Genomic DNA, 13,359 nt, shown 5'->3' on the forward strand with positions numbered 1-13,359 from the left:
CGTGAACGGCGCCGCGGCGCGGGTCACTCCGTCCGGACCTCGCCCCGACGGCGCACGGGCCGGGCGAGCAGGCCGCCGAGGGCGCCGGCCACCAGCCCCCAGCCCAGGGCCAGGCCGGCCGTGGTCCAGACGTGGGGCCGCAGCACGACCTCACCGCTGAACGCGTCGATGTCACCGATGATCAGCATCGACAGTCCGTACCGCGCGGAGACATGGGTGACGGGGCCCACCACGAGCATGGTGAGCGCGAACGCGACGCCCAGGTGCACGGCGTGCTGCCACACCCGTACGCGCGTGGACGAGCGGACCGCCGTCATGAAGGCCGCGGCCAGCAGCAGGGCGGCGGCCACGGGGATCAGCCACCAGGCCCGGGCGTCCTGCTCCGCGAGGGCCCGCACATCGACCCTGGCCTCCTGCGAGCCGCGCATCACGGCATCCAGGACCCGGGGCATCGGCAGGCCGAAGGGCCCTTCCACCTTGCCGTCCCACGCCCCGCCGATGCCGGTGCCGAGGGCGATCCAGGCGACGTTGGGCAGGCCCAGCAGGATCACGGCGAGCGTGTCGGCGGCGCGCCCCCGGCCGGCCGCCACGACCAGGGCTACGACCAGGGCGACGAGGACGTACGCGAGGACGAGGAGCAGCATCGCGGACGCGGCGGGCCGGACGGGTTCCTGGTAGCGCAGCAGCCGGGCGGGGAGCGCGGCGGCGCGCGAGACGAGGAGGGCGATCAGCAGCACACCGAGGATCCACGGCAGGCCGAACAGCAGCGTGGGCCCGAGGTCGGCGCGGAAGCCGAGGGTGGGGGTGGCCCCCAGGAAGTCCAGGATCTCGCCGGGGGTGTCGGCGGGTGTGAGGGAGAAGGTGTGGCGTGCCAGGACGGCGAGCACCGCGAGCGCGGCGAGCCACAGGACGGCCGTACGGGCGACGCGGCCGAGCAGTTCCCCGGCGCCGGTGACGGCGTGGTGGCGCAGTGGCCGCAGGAAGAGCGCGCCGACGGTGAGCGCCCCGGCGAGGGTCACGGAGAGCGGCATGACGGTCAGTTCGGCGTCCGTCCCGGCGAAGACCCCGGCGTCTCCGGAGAGGGCGACGGAGCCGCCCGCCGCCATGACGAGGACGGCGGCGACGACGCGCGGGAAGGCACCCTCGGGCAGGTCGGCCGCGCCCGCGGCCCAGAGGCCGAGCGCGGCCGTGACGGCCATGGCGGCCACGCCCGCGAGCACCGCGACGAGCGCGTCACCCCAGTCGTGAGCGGCGCGGCTCGCACCGCTGCGCACGGCGGGGTGCTGACGGACGTGAGGGCTCACGCCGTCACGCTATGCGGGCTTCCGGGCTGCCGCCCGTGGGGAAGGCCGATGGGGGCACGGCCGTTGGCGCGCGCCCGTGCGGCGCCCGGCGGTGGGGTGGCGGTGGCGTCGGCTTGCGGGCCGTACCGATGCGAGGCACACAATGAGCGTGAAACAGGAGAAAGGGACAAAGTGACTTCCCAGCCGCCTCCCGACCGACCCACCGGCCCTCCGTCGGGCCCACCGTCGGGCCCACCCAAGGGGCCCCTCTCCGGCTCGGCGTCGCACCCGCCGGAGGGCGGTGGAGGCGGCCCGTGGTGGCGCTCCGGCCCCCGGATCGGCACCGTGGTCGCCGCCGTCGTCGTCGCGGTGGTCCTGGCCGTCGTCCTGCCCCGCATGGGCGGTGACGGGGGCGGCGGCACGAGTCCGGCCGGCTCCACCCTTCAGCTCCAGAAGCCCGCGGCGGCCGGCCCCGACCCGTTCACGCCGTCGACGGGCAACGGGGACGGCGACGCGGCGAAGGCGGCCACGCCCTCGCCGCAACAGCAGAACCGGCCGACGGTGTACCGGGGTTCCTGGCGCGGCCTGTACGGAGGCGCCAGGAAGGGGTCCAGCTGCAACGTGGAACGCCAGATCGAGTACCTCACCTCCGCACCGGCCAAGAACACCGCCTTCGCCGGCGCCCTGGGCATCGAGCCGTCCGCCGTTCCCGACTATCTGCGCACGCTGACCCCGGTGCTCCTGATCAAGGACACATGGGTCACCAACCACGGTTACAAGGACGGGAAGGCCCGCCCCTACCAGGCGGTCCTGCAGGCCGGCACGGCCGTCATGGTCGACCGCAAGGGCGTCCCCCGGGTGCGGTGCGCCTGTGGGAACCCGCTGAAGGAGGCCGTACGGCAGAGCGGGCTGCGGCCCGTCGGCGACCCCTGGCCGGGCTACAGCCTGGCGAACACCGCGGTGGTCGCACCGGCGCCGACGCCCGTGAAGGTCTTCGTCATCGTCAACGTCGACGAGGGCGGTTACCTCGCCCGTCCGCCGGGCGCCACCGGCCCCAGGCGCGACCGGGAGACGGCACCGCCGGGGGCCACCTCCCCACCGCCCTCCGACCCGGCGCCGCCACCCGCGTCGCCGCCCACGGACACGACGACGGACACCCCGGGCCCGTCGACCCCTTCGGACCCCGGGACGACCACGACGACCGAGGAGCCCCCGGGGGACGACACGACCACCGAGGACCCGCCCACCGACGAGACGTCCACGCCCGGTTCGCCGCCGGTGGAGCCGCCGCCACCTCCACCTCCGCCCGCGGACTCCCCGCCTCCGGTGTCCTGACCGGCGACCGCCACCCCTCCTCATGACCGACGCGACCGGCGAGAGCGCCGCACACCCCCCGCAGAAGTCGCCGTTGCTGCCGGCCGCCGTGCTGGTGCTGATCCTGGCCGCCGCGGCGGCGCTCTTCGCCGGCTCGTACACGTACACCATGGCCAACCCGACGCCGCGTCATATTCCGATCGCGCTGGTCGGTCCGGCCGACTCCCCGCAGGGCCGCACGTTCGTCGACGGCATGGAGAAGGCGCTCAACGCGGCGCTGCGGCTCCGCCCGTACGGAAGTGAGAGGGCCGCCCGCCGCGCCGTGGAGGAGCAGGAGGTCTTCGCGGTCCTCGAAGCGCGGCCGGGCGGCGTCCAGCTGGACGTGGCCGGCGCGTCGGGCGCCTCCGTGGCGCAGGTGCTGGCCGAGTCGGCGGCGGCGGTGAGCCGGGCGACGGGCGTACCGGTGCGGGTACGGGACATCAAGCCGCTGCAGCCGGGCGACCCGCGCGGGCTGGCGCTGTTCTACATCTCGCTCGCCGCGGTGATCATCGGCTTCGTGGGGGCCATCCAGCTGAGCGTGCACGCCCGTGCGCTCGTCCCGGCCGAACGGATCGGCTTCACCGCGGCGTACGCGCTGCTCGGCGGGTTCGCGATCGCCGCCACCGTCGACTGGCTGCTCGGCGCGCTGGACCTGCCGTTCGTGGAGTCGTGGCTGATCCTCGCCCTGACGATGTTCGCCTCGGGCACGGTCTTCACGATGTTCAACACTCTGGTGGGCCGCTGGGCGATGCTGCCCACCTGGGGCCTGATGGTGCTGCTGGGCAACCCGTCCTCGGGCGGCGCCGTGTCCTGGCCGCTGCTGCCGTCCGTACTCGGGCACATCGGGCGGTGGCTGCCGCCGGGCGCGTCGGTGAGCGCCCAGCACACGGCGGTGTACTTCGGCGGGCACCAGCACCTGTTCCCGTTCGCGGTGCTCGCGGGGTGGGCGCTGGTGTCCTGCGGGGTCTTCTGGGTGTGGCGGCACCGCCATCCCGGTGGCCGCGAGCGGACACCGGCGCACGCGGCGGGCTGAGCCCCCGCCGTACGGACTGCCCTCCTCCTGCGTGGCGGTGTGCGCCGATCACGCCTCCCACCGTAGGCGCCCGCGCGACCGTTCCGGCGCCGGGTCCCGTCACCGTGTCCGGGTGACCCAGGAGAGACGGTCAGCGGGTCGCCTCGGACCGACCGGCGGGCCCGCCCCTTTCGGGGACGCCGGCCCCGTCCGGACCTCCCCGGCGGAGGAAGGGCCCCGGAGCGGTGGCTGGCCGCTCCGAGGGCCCGCCCCAGCAACCCCATGCGGCGGGGCGCTTGGAGTCAACGCGCACCACCGTGTCAGGTGCCCCGGGCGCCGCGGGCCGACGCGGCGGGGCGCGTCCCGCGTCGCCCGTCCGGCCGGGGCCGCCCGCGGCCCACGTCGTGGTCGGCGAGCCGGCCGACCGTCAGACCGCCTGCCCGGCACCGCGCGACGAGGTCCGGCAGGGCACCGAGGGCGGCCCGCCACGCGCCCGGCGCGCCGGCCACGTCGGAGTCGTGGAGCAGCACGGTGGCCCCGCCGCGCAGCGTCCGCGTCACCTCGGCGAGGACGCTGTCCGGGGTGGCGTCGTGCGTCCAGTCGCGTCCCCACGCCGACCACAGGACGGGCCGCAGCCCCGCGGCGCGCGCGGCGGCCCACCGCCCGCCGGTGAGGATGCCGTAGGCGGGCCGGTACCACAGGGGCCGTCGCCCGGCGGCCTCGGCGACCAGGTCGGTGGCCCGCGCCAGGTCCCGCAGGTCGCGCACGGGCCGGGGCCACCACGGGCGGTCGTGGCGCCAGCCGTGGACGGCGAGCTCGTGGCCCTCGGCGGCGATCCGCCGCCCGAGCTCCGGGTGGCGGGCCAGCCGCTCGCCCAGGACGAAGAAGGTGGCGCGGACGGAGAGGGCGTCCAGGGCGCGCAGGAAATGGGGGGTGCTGTCCGGGTCGGGGCCGTCGTCGAAGGTGAGGGCGACCCGCGCCGGGGCGCCGCGCCCGTCGAGGACCGGCCACAGCAGTCCGCGCGGCGCGGGCAGCCAGGTGGCGGCGGGGCCGATGTGGCAGGCGGCGACGGCGAGGGACGCGGCGGCAGCGGTACGCGCCGCGCGCCGGGCGCTCACCATGTGGACTTCCCCTCGGGCTCGTCGGCGACCAGCGGCGACCGGGCCAGGTGGACGCAGCCCGCGGTGAGGACCGCGAGGGCCAGCACCTCGAAGATGACCCGCCAGCCCAGGTGGACGCGCTCCGCGAAGAGCGTCACGCCGAGCACCACGCTCAGCAGCGCGTCGCCGAGGGTCATCGCGGGCTGGGACGCCACCAGGGTGCCGGCCCGCAGGGTCACCTGGAGGAGGAGGAAACTGCCGAGGCCGACGCCGATCGCCGCGTACGGCTGCCAGGACGTGAGCACCGCGCCGAGCCCACCCGGCAGCCGCCCCAGCCCGTCCTTCAGCAGCGCGGCCGTGCAGGCGAAGCCGGTCGCGGTGGCCGTGCCGAGCACGGCGGCGCGCGGCGCGGACGGCAGCCGCGGCGACAGGCCGAGGAGCACCGTCACGAAGAGGCCCGCGCCGAACGCCGTCCACAGCCAGTCGGCGGGAGGCACCGTGTCCCGCCCTCCGGACGGGTCGGCGAGCGCGAGGAAGGCGGCGAGGCCCGCCGCCATGGCGGCGAACGCCCAGCGCGTGGCCGTGTCGGGGCGGCGGTGGAAGACCACGCTGCCCAGCGCGAGGGTGAACATCAGCTCGGTGCTCATGACGGGCTGCACGATGGACAGCGGGCCCGTGGCCAGGGCGAGAGCCTGGAGGATGCCCGACACGGCCAGCAGCCCGGCGCCCCACACCCATACCCTCCGGCGCACCAGCCCGGCCATCCACGACCCGCGTGCCCGGGAGCGGCCGGGGCCGACGTCGGCCGCGGCGCGTCGCTGGAGCACCGAGGCGCCGGCGTTCCCGAGGGCGGCGAGCAGCGCCAGGATGATCGACAGTGCCAGCACGGAAGTCAGCCGAACCGCTTGGCCATGGCCCGGAAGAAGCCCGGCACGGCGCCGTGAATCCGTGCGGGCATTCCGAGCCATCCGGGGACGAAGACGTCGTCCACACCGTGCGCGAGGGACCGCCAGACGGCGTCCGCCACCCGCTCGGCGGGGACCGGGCGCGGGTGGTCGCGGTGGTACGGGGCGCCCCGGCGGTCGAAGAACGGCGTGTCGACCGCGCCGGGCAGCACGACCGTCACGCGTACGCGCGTCCCGGCGAGTTCGTAGCGCAGGCTCTCCGCGAAGGCCAGCAGACCGCCCTTCGTCGCGGAGTACACCGCTTCGTTGGCCACGCCGACCCGGCCGGCCATGGATCCGATCATGACGATGCGTCCCGCGCCGCGCTCCGCCATCGCCGGGAGCAGCAGCCGCACCAGGTGCACCACTCCGGACAGGTTGACCGCCAGCAGGCGGTCCACGGCGTCGCCGGGCATGGTCACGAACGGTCCCGCCCAGCCGAGGCCGGCGGAGGCGACGAGCGCGTCGACGCGGCCCTCGCGCTCCAGGGCCCGGGCGGCGAGCCGCTCCACGCCGGCCCGGTCGCCCAGGTCGGCGGTCAGCGGGGTGCCGCCGGTGCGTCCGGCCACCGCCGCGAGCCGCTCCTCGTCCCGTCCGCCGAGCAGCAGCCGCCAGCCTCCCTCGGCCGCGATGCGCTCGGCCACCGCCTCACCGATCCCGGAGGAGGCGCCCGTGACGAGCGCGACCGGCCCTGCGGTTGTCGGGGGCATATGGTTCCTCCGTGGTGTGGGGGCGTGCCCTTACAGCGTCCCGGTTTCCGGCCGGTTCGCCTCCCGACGGCGCGCACGCGGACCACGATCCACCCGAACAGGCCGATTCGGGCGCCCTACCGGCCACGGTCCGCGGCCGGGCGGCAAAGGATGGAAGACGCCGACACGAGGTCTGGAGGCACCCCATGGAGCGGCGATGCATGGTGCTCAGCGCGAGCATGGGGGCGGGTCACGACGCGGTGGCCGCCGAGCTGGCGCGGCGGCTGGAGGCCGCGGGCCACGATGTCCTCGTACATGATGTGCTGACCCTGCTGCCGTGCGGCGCGGGACCGGCGACGCGGGCCTTCTACCGGTTCACGGTGCGGCACGCGCCGTGGCTGTACGAGCTGATCTACGCCGTTTTCCTCGCACCGGGTCCGGACACCGGGAGGGGGGCGGAATCCGGGACGGGGGCAAAACCCGGGAGGGGACCAGGCCGGCGACGCGGACTGGACGTGTCGCCGATGGCCGCGCTCGCGGAGCGGCGCCTCCTGGCGCTCGTCGACCGGTGGCGGCCGGACGTCATCGTGTCGACCTTCCACCTGGCCGGCCAGATCACCGGCCGGTTGCGGCGGCGCGGCCGGCTGCGGGTGCCGTGCGCGGTGTTCATCACCGATTTCGCGCTGCACCGGGGCTGGCTGGAGCCCGGCAACGACCTGTTCCTGTGCGTCACCGAGACCGCCGCGGGGACGGCCGGGGCGGTCACGGGGCGCCGCGCGGTCGCTCCCGGCCCGGTGGTGCCCCCGGCGTTCCACGGCGCTTCGCCCTCCCCGGGGGCGTTCGCGGGGGCGCCGGCGCGCGCGGACGAGGGCAGGCCGCCGGTGCTCCTGTCCGCCGGGGCCTGGGGCGTCGGGGACGAACTCCTCGGCACGGCGGGGGCGCTGGCGGCCCACGGTTTCCTGCCCGTGCTGCTGTGCGGGCGCGACGAACGGCTGCGCCGCCGCGCGGCCCGGCTGCCGGGCGTCCTGGCGCTCGGCTGGGTCGACGACATGCCGGGGCTGATGGCGGCGGCGCGGGTCCTGGTCGACAACGCGGCGGGCCAGACGTCGGTCCAGGCCCTGGCGGCGCGGCTCCCGGTGATCGGCTACCGGCCGATCCCGGGGCACGGCGCCGTCGGCGTGCGGGAGATGGCGGCGGAAGGCTTGACCGAGTACGCGTACGACCTCGGCGACCTGCTCGCCCGCGCCGCCCGGCTGGTGCGGCCGGGGCCCGGACGAGACCGGCGGACGGAGCTCGGGGCCGCGGTGTTCCGGGACGACGCGGCGCGGCTCGTCGCGGAGCTGGCGGAGGCGGGGGCGCGTCTCGGGTCGCTATCGGAGCCCCAGGCAGGGCAGCCAGGCACGTGAGGTGCCGTGGGCGGCGGTCAGCAGGGCGCTGAGCGCGCCGGGGGCGCCGGTCAGCAGTTCCGGCGACAGAGCGTCGAACGCGGCCGGCATCCGCACCAGCAGGTGCCGGACGAGCCGGGCCTTGAGCGTGGCCGCGGCGGGCACGCGCGCGTGCAGGTCGAAGGCGTCGGCGACCGCCAGGACGCCCGCGGCGCCGTGGCACAGCCCGAGGAGGTCGCCCGGGCCGTCGCCGAAGAGGTGGAACTCCTCGTCGTAGCGCTCGGCGAGGGTGGTGAAGGCCGCGGCGGCCCCATCGGCGGCCTCCTTGTCTCCGAGCGCGTCGGCGGCGTCCCACAGGGCCCAGGCCACGCCCGGGGTTCCGTAGCACCATGCCTGGCGTGGGTGGGCGCCGGCGGGTGGCGGGCCGTCGAGCCCGGCACCCGCCCAGGTGCGGATGGCGCGGGCGTCGTCGTACGACTGGCGGGCCAGCCAACGGGTGGCGCGGGTGAGCGCCGCGCTGAGCTCCGGGTCCGGGCCGGTGACGCGCAGGGCGGCGGTGAGCGCGGTGACGACACCGGCGACGCCGTGGCCCATCCCGGTGTTCACGCGGCCGTGGACCCATGACAGGTGCGGGTGGTCGGCGTACTGTCCGGTCCTCAGGCGGGGCAGTTCGTCGCCGTCGCACAGCAGCGTCACATGGTCGAGGAACGGCCGGAGTCGTGCCCCGGTCGGGTGGGTTTCCGCGCACAGGGCGAGCAGGGTGCCGGAAGGGCCGGAGATCAGGTCGTAGTCGGGAAAGGCCACCTCACGCGTCCGGTACGCCGGGGGGCGGGCGGACAACCGGTCGCGCAGCCGGTCGGCGGCCCGGTGGAGCGCCGGGTGGAGGCGGGCGCCGAGGCGCAGGCCGACGAGCGTCCCGGCCAGGCCCCCGTCGTACAGCGCGGCGTGGGACGGTCCGCGTCCGGCCGTCCTGGCCCAAACGGCGACGGACGCGGAGGCCGTCGCCCGGTCGGTGTCGGCGACCAGGTGGGCGAGGACCGGGATGCCGGGGTCCGAGGGGTGCGGCGCCGGGTGGGGGCTCGTCGCCCACTCCCTCAAGTACCGGACGGCGAGGTCGAGGGCGGTGTCGTGGGTGGCGTACGCCATCGGGCTCCTCGTGCGGTCGGGTGGGCGGAGCCGCCCGGACGTGCCGGGCGGCTCCTGATGGGTGCGGACGCGCCCGGTGGGCGCGTGCGCGGTCGGGCGGCGGTGCGGTCAGGCGCAGATGACGACGGTCGCGCAGACGACGATCGTGCACAGACCGCTGCAACCGGCGGTCATGGCCTGCGTCTGCGGCAGGTCGCTGTCGGTGATGCGCTCGTCGAGGTCGTCGATGAGAGCGTCGAGGTCGGCGAGTTCGATCTGGGGCATGGGACTTCCCTTTCTTCCTCACTGGGTGATGACCGCCCCGGTGGGCCGCCCGGTGCGCGGCCTCCCGGTGGGCCCGCACGATGTCGTGCCACGCCTTGGGGAGGGCGTCGAGCTGTTCGTCGGGGGTCTGGTTCCAGTACGCGCGGATACCGGCGGCAACACGCTGACGTGCGGTGTCCGGCGGCCCGTCGGGGAGGCGGCGCCCGGTCTCCTCCCGTACGACCTGCCACACGCCGCGGTGCTCCCAGCCGACGATGCCGAGGGCGTCGAACACGGTGCGCAGGAGCGCCAGGGACACCCGCCAGCCGGGCGGGACCGGGGCACCGGCGGCGGCCGTGTGGTGGTCCAGCCAGGCCCGTGCGTCGGTGGTGAACAGCCGGTGCACGTAGGGCATGGCGCGAGGGCCTCCGAAAAGGTACGCCTCGGGCTCGTACACGCCGGTGTACGGCCGCTCCCACGCGCCGTCCCGCCGGTCGAAGCGGCGGGCCAGCCCGGCCCGCAGTTCGTCGGCGCGGGACGGATCGGACGCGTGGAACCGGATGCGCAGGCCCGGTGGTTTGTGCATGAAGAAGAAGTCACGCGCGGGCCCACCCTCTGCGGTGAACTCCCGGGCCGCGTCGGCGAGCCGTGCGTACAGCGAGGGCCAGGCGGACGCCTCGGGCGCCACGTTGAGCTGCGCCCAGCCGGTTTCGGGAAGGTCGTCGCGCAGCGCCCGCAGTCCCGCCGCCAGGAAGGTGCGGCGAGCCGCCGCGTAGGCGGGATCGCCGGGGACGAGCGGCACGGTGCCCAGCGGCTCGGTCCGTGCGTCGTCCAGGCAGTCGGCCAGCAGACGCTCGACCTCCAGCATGCGGCCTCCTCGGCGGTGGTTTCGCTTTCTCCTTGGTGATGTCCACGGCGTATTCCACCGAAAGCCCGAAAAATATTGGTCATATAATCAATCGACGTACGCTGGCGCGTTTCGGGAATTCGGCGGCACCACCGCATACGCCAGGTGGTTTTCCACGGCGCTGTTTGTCCGTGAGCGTCCCGGACACTCGTCCTCCGGCCGGGACCGACATCCGGATCCGACACCCACCCGACATCCGACGACGAGGGACGGAGGCGGGCAGCATGCCGGGACGCGAGGTCATGCCCTCGACCCTGAAGCGCTCCCCGGAGAGCGCCCGGCGCACCTGGGCGGAGGCGCACGACTCGGCCGTCGAGCAGTACGGCGAGGGCGAGCGTGCCCACCGGGTGGCGTTCAGCGCGCTCAAGCACACTCACGAGAAGGTGGGTGACCACTGGGAGCGCAAGGAGCACGGCCGCAAGGGCCCGTCCGATTCCCTGGCGGCCCGTCCGCGCTGGCAGGGCGGCCGGAGCGGTGAGGGCGTCGACGAGAGTGCCTCCAAAGGGCATCTGTACGAGCTGGCGAAGAGGCTCGGCATCGACGGCCGTTCGCGGATGTCGAAGCCGGAGCTCCTGGACGCCATCCGCAAGGCCAACCGGAGCGAGACGCGCAAGGCCCGCTCCTGACGTCTCCCCGCGCCCGTGGCGCCGGGCGGCGGCGTCCGGGGCTCAAGGGCGCCGGACTCCGGGCCGCGCGGGGCGCGAGAAGCCCCGGATCGGCCGCTGCTGTCGACGCGGGAATCCGGGGCTCGGGCTGACGTTTCGGCGGGAGACCGGATCATCCGGTCACATCGCCAGGTGCGCCGGGATGTGCGTCACCTCCTCGATCTCGCCTCCCGCCTTCTTCATGAGATTCCTGCACAGTTCATTGAGCGCGCGGGCCGCGGCGATCTCCTCCCCGACCCGCTGTTGGGCCATGTCGTCCGGGTGTCGCTTGGCCCTGCCGTGCCCGCGCAGCTCCGTGCCGTCGGGCAGCCTGACCATGCAGGACGCCCTGGTCCGGCCCGTGTCCTCGTCCTCGGAGAATTCGAGCTCGACGTGCCATCCGACGATCGTCTGCATCCCATTCACCTCCTGGGTCACTCCTCCAGCGTGCACCCGCACCGGTGCCCGCGCCCCTTCGGAGTACGGAGGGACCGGCACCGGGCGGAAGGCTGCTCAGAAGGGGCGCGAGCCCTACCCGCCCACCGTCGACCAGCCCTGGCCGGCGTGCTCGTACCGGTCGTTCGACAGCCCGGCGCCCACCTCGCCGATGTCGCGGTAGGCCGCCCGCATCAGCCCGCGGGCGGCGTCGCTCATCGCGCGGCCGGCGGCGAGTTCGTCGCCGATCTCCGGTACGTCCCGGTCCTCCGGATTGCGGCGGGCCGTGCCGTGCCCTTCGAGCGTCCTGGCGCCCGTGTCGACGGTCACCCGGGCGCGCGTGGTGCCGTTCTCCTCGGCGATCCGCAGGCGGACCTGCCACTCCAGTGTTCGTGTCATGGCGACCTCCTGCCTTCAGGATCCCTCCGCCGGCGCCGGGCCGCGTGCCCACCGCCCGTCCACGGCGTGCCTCCCCGGAGAATCCCGCCCGACAGGGAAGAAATGTGTTTCAGCGGAAGCATTCCCTCGTCGGCGGCCGGAGATTCGAAATGCGCGTCATGCTTGTCCACCCGAGTGCCCTGATGTATTCGGAGATCTTCCTGAGACTGGAGCCGCTCGGCCTGGAACGGGTGGCGGCGGCGGCCCGGGACGCCGGTCACCAGGTACGCGTCGTGGACCTGCAGGTCCTTCCCCGCAAGCTGCTCGATGGCGAGCTGGTCTCGTTCGCGCCGGAGGCCCTGGGAATCTCGCTCAATTACCTGGCCAACATTCCGGAGGCGATCGAGATCGCCCGCCGGGCGAAAGCGGCGTCCCCCGGCTGTTTCGTGTTCTTCGGCGGACACAGCGTCTCGTTCATCGCGGAACACGTACTGCGGCAGGCCGAGGGAGCGGTCGACGCGGTCGTACGCGGCGAGGGCGAGCCGGCCGTCGTGCCGCTGCTGGAGGCGGCACGCGACGGCGGGCTCGCGACGGTGCCCGGTGTGGTGTGCGCGGAGGGCCGCGGACCGGCTCCGAAGCTGCTGGACAGCCTGGACCACCCCCGTCCCGCCCGCGATCTCATGCGCCGGCGGAACCGCTACTTCATCGGCGAGCTGGATCCCTGCGCGTCGATCGAGTTCACCCGCGGATGCCCGTGGGACTGCTCGTTCTGTTCCGCGTGGACGTTCTACGGCCGCAGTTACCGCAAGGCGTCCCCGGAGGCGGCGGCCGAGGAAATGGCGTCGATCCGCGAACCGAATGTGTTCATCGTCGACGACGTGGCATTCATCCGGCCCGAACACGGGGACGGAATCGCCGCCGCGCTGGAGCGCCGCGGAATCCGCAAGCGTTACTACCTGGAGACGCGCAGCGACGTCCTGCTGCGCAATCAGGAGGTTTTCGAGCGGTGGACGAGGCTCGGTCTGCGTTACATGTTCCTGGGCATGGAGGCGATCGATGCCGAAGGGCTGGATCTGTATCGCAAGCGGGTGAGCCCGGACGACAACTTCCGTGCGCTGGAAGTGGCCCGCAGGATGGGCATCATGGTGGCGATCAACCTGATCGTCGATCCGGCCTGGGACGAGGAAAGATTCCGCGTCGTACGCGAATTCGCGCTGACCGTGCCGGAGATCGTGCACCTGACCGTGATGACTCCGTATCCCGGCACGGAGATCTGGCACACCGAGGGCCGTCAGCTCACGACGCGTGACTACCGGCTCTTCGACATCCAGCACGCCGTCGTGCCCACGAAGCTCCCCCTGGACGTCTTCTACCGGGAACTGGTGCGCACGCAGGCCGTCATCAACCGCAAGCACCTGGGGCTGCGCACGGCCATCGGCGCCATGGGCGTCCTCGGGCGCAACCTGGCGCGCGGCCAGACCAACTTCGCCCGCATGCTGTGGAAGTTCGGCAGGGTCTACAACGAGAACCGCCAGCTCGCCGACCACCGGCGGCCGGTACGGTACGAACTGCCGCTCCCCCAGCACCGGGTGACGCCGCCGGGGCGCCAGGACCTGTACATCCACACGCGGGCGCAGACGCACCCGTCCCGGCAGAGCGATCCCGAGCCGGACGGAGTCTGACGGAGTTTGACGGAGTTTGACGGGGTCCGGCCGAGCCGGACGGGAGCGGTGCCGCGTGTGGTGGCGCCCCCCCCCGGGGCCCCCCCCCCCCGGGGGCCACCCCCGGCGCCCCCGGTGGCGGCCTCAACGCCCGGGTGCACGCCCAGAACGACCGCCCG

At 74.6% G+C, this 13,359-nt stretch carries 13 protein-coding genes and 1 pseudogene; 5 read left to right on the forward strand and 9 right to left on the reverse strand.

Annotated features, from left to right (window positions below):
* Positions 1-23: 23 nt before the first annotated feature.
* The gene (locus tag ABZZ38_RS21380; protein WP_356742235.1) at positions 24-1,274 is read right to left on the reverse strand and encodes a streptophobe family protein; all 1,251 of its coding nucleotides are present in this window, start codon (positions 1,272-1,274) and stop codon (positions 24-26) included.
* A gap of 354 nt (positions 1,275-1,628) precedes the next feature.
* Here ABZZ38_RS21380 and ABZZ38_RS21385 point away from each other — a divergent pair, with 354 nt between their 5' ends.
* Both ABZZ38_RS21385 and ABZZ38_RS21390 read left to right on the forward strand, forming a co-directional pair.
* Positions 1,629-2,618 (forward strand): DUF6777 domain-containing protein, encoded by a 990-nt coding sequence (locus ABZZ38_RS21385; RefSeq protein WP_356742199.1) that lies wholly within the window; start codon positions 1,629-1,631, stop codon positions 2,616-2,618.
* Positions 2,619-2,640: 22 nt separating this feature from the next.
* On the forward strand, positions 2,641-3,669 hold the full coding sequence (locus ABZZ38_RS21390) for an ABC transporter permease (protein WP_356742201.1): 1,029 nt from the start codon (positions 2,641-2,643) through the stop codon (positions 3,667-3,669).
* 299 nt (positions 3,670-3,968) lie between these two features.
* Here the strand turns inward: ABZZ38_RS21390 and ABZZ38_RS21395 are convergent, their stop codons facing one another.
* From ABZZ38_RS21395 to ABZZ38_RS21405, 3 genes are read right to left on the reverse strand one after another with little or no spacing between them, the layout of a single operon-like run.
* Entirely contained in the window at positions 3,969-4,769 is an 801-nt protein-coding gene (locus ABZZ38_RS21395) for a polysaccharide deacetylase family protein (RefSeq protein WP_356742203.1), read from the reverse strand.
* Positions 4,763-5,635, reverse strand: a complete 873-nt coding sequence (locus ABZZ38_RS21400; RefSeq protein ID WP_356742206.1) for a DMT family transporter — start codon at positions 5,633-5,635, stop codon at positions 4,763-4,765. The genes ABZZ38_RS21395 and ABZZ38_RS21400 overlap by 7 nt, the downstream gene beginning before the upstream one ends.
* Positions 5,636-5,640: 5 nt before the next feature.
* Positions 5,641-6,402, reverse strand: a complete 762-nt coding sequence (locus ABZZ38_RS21405; protein ID WP_356742208.1) for an SDR family NAD(P)-dependent oxidoreductase — start codon at positions 6,400-6,402, stop codon at positions 5,641-5,643.
* 185 nt (positions 6,403-6,587) lie between these two features.
* On the opposite strand from ABZZ38_RS21405, the gene ABZZ38_RS21410 reads away from it, so the two are divergent.
* Positions 6,588-7,787, forward strand: a complete 1,200-nt coding sequence (locus ABZZ38_RS21410) for a galactosyldiacylglycerol synthase (protein ID WP_356742210.1) — start codon at positions 6,588-6,590, stop codon at positions 7,785-7,787.
* On the opposite strand, the gene ABZZ38_RS21415 is transcribed toward ABZZ38_RS21410, so the two are convergent.
* The 3 genes and pseudogenes from ABZZ38_RS21415 to ABZZ38_RS21425 form a co-directional block, all read right to left on the reverse strand.
* Positions 7,752-8,912 (reverse strand): lanthionine synthetase LanC family protein, encoded by a 1,161-nt coding sequence (locus tag ABZZ38_RS21415; protein ID WP_356742212.1) that lies wholly within the window; start codon positions 8,910-8,912, stop codon positions 7,752-7,754. The genes ABZZ38_RS21410 and ABZZ38_RS21415 overlap by 36 nt on opposite strands.
* A gap of 108 nt (positions 8,913-9,020) precedes the next feature.
* Positions 9,021-9,176, reverse strand: coding sequence for a hypothetical protein (locus ABZZ38_RS21420; RefSeq protein ID WP_356742214.1), 156 nt, complete (start codon positions 9,174-9,176; stop codon positions 9,021-9,023).
* Between the two features lie 100 nt (positions 9,177-9,276).
* Positions 9,277-10,023, reverse strand: a pseudogene (locus tag ABZZ38_RS21425) (thiopeptide-type bacteriocin biosynthesis protein); the annotation flags it as partial.
* A 263-nt stretch (positions 10,024-10,286) separates the two neighbouring features.
* Here ABZZ38_RS21425 and ABZZ38_RS21430 point away from each other — a divergent pair.
* Positions 10,287-10,688, forward strand: coding sequence for a ChaB family protein (locus ABZZ38_RS21430; protein WP_356742216.1), 402 nt, complete (start codon positions 10,287-10,289; stop codon positions 10,686-10,688).
* Positions 10,689-10,847: 159 nt separating this feature from the next.
* Here the strand turns inward: ABZZ38_RS21430 and ABZZ38_RS21435 are convergent, their stop codons facing one another.
* Positions 10,848-11,123 carry a DUF1876 domain-containing protein gene (locus tag ABZZ38_RS21435; protein ID WP_356742218.1) on the reverse strand — a complete coding sequence of 92 codons (276 nt, stop codon included), beginning with the start codon at positions 11,121-11,123 and terminating at the stop codon, positions 10,848-10,850.
* A 114-nt stretch (positions 11,124-11,237) separates the two neighbouring features.
* Positions 11,238-11,540 (reverse strand): DUF1876 domain-containing protein, encoded by a 303-nt coding sequence (locus tag ABZZ38_RS21440; RefSeq protein WP_356742221.1) that lies wholly within the window; start codon positions 11,538-11,540, stop codon positions 11,238-11,240.
* Between the two features lie 149 nt (positions 11,541-11,689).
* Here ABZZ38_RS21440 and hpnR point away from each other — a divergent pair, with 149 nt between their 5' ends.
* Positions 11,690-13,201 carry a hopanoid C-3 methylase HpnR gene (gene hpnR / locus ABZZ38_RS21445; RefSeq protein WP_356742223.1) on the forward strand — a complete coding sequence of 504 codons (1,512 nt, stop codon included), beginning with the start codon at positions 11,690-11,692 and terminating at the stop codon, positions 13,199-13,201.
* Positions 13,202-13,359 lie beyond the last annotated feature (158 nt).

The organism is Streptomyces sp. NPDC006368, from assembly GCF_040612535.1.
In the GTDB taxonomy this organism is placed as follows: domain Bacteria; phylum Actinomycetota; class Actinomycetes; order Streptomycetales; family Streptomycetaceae; genus Streptomyces.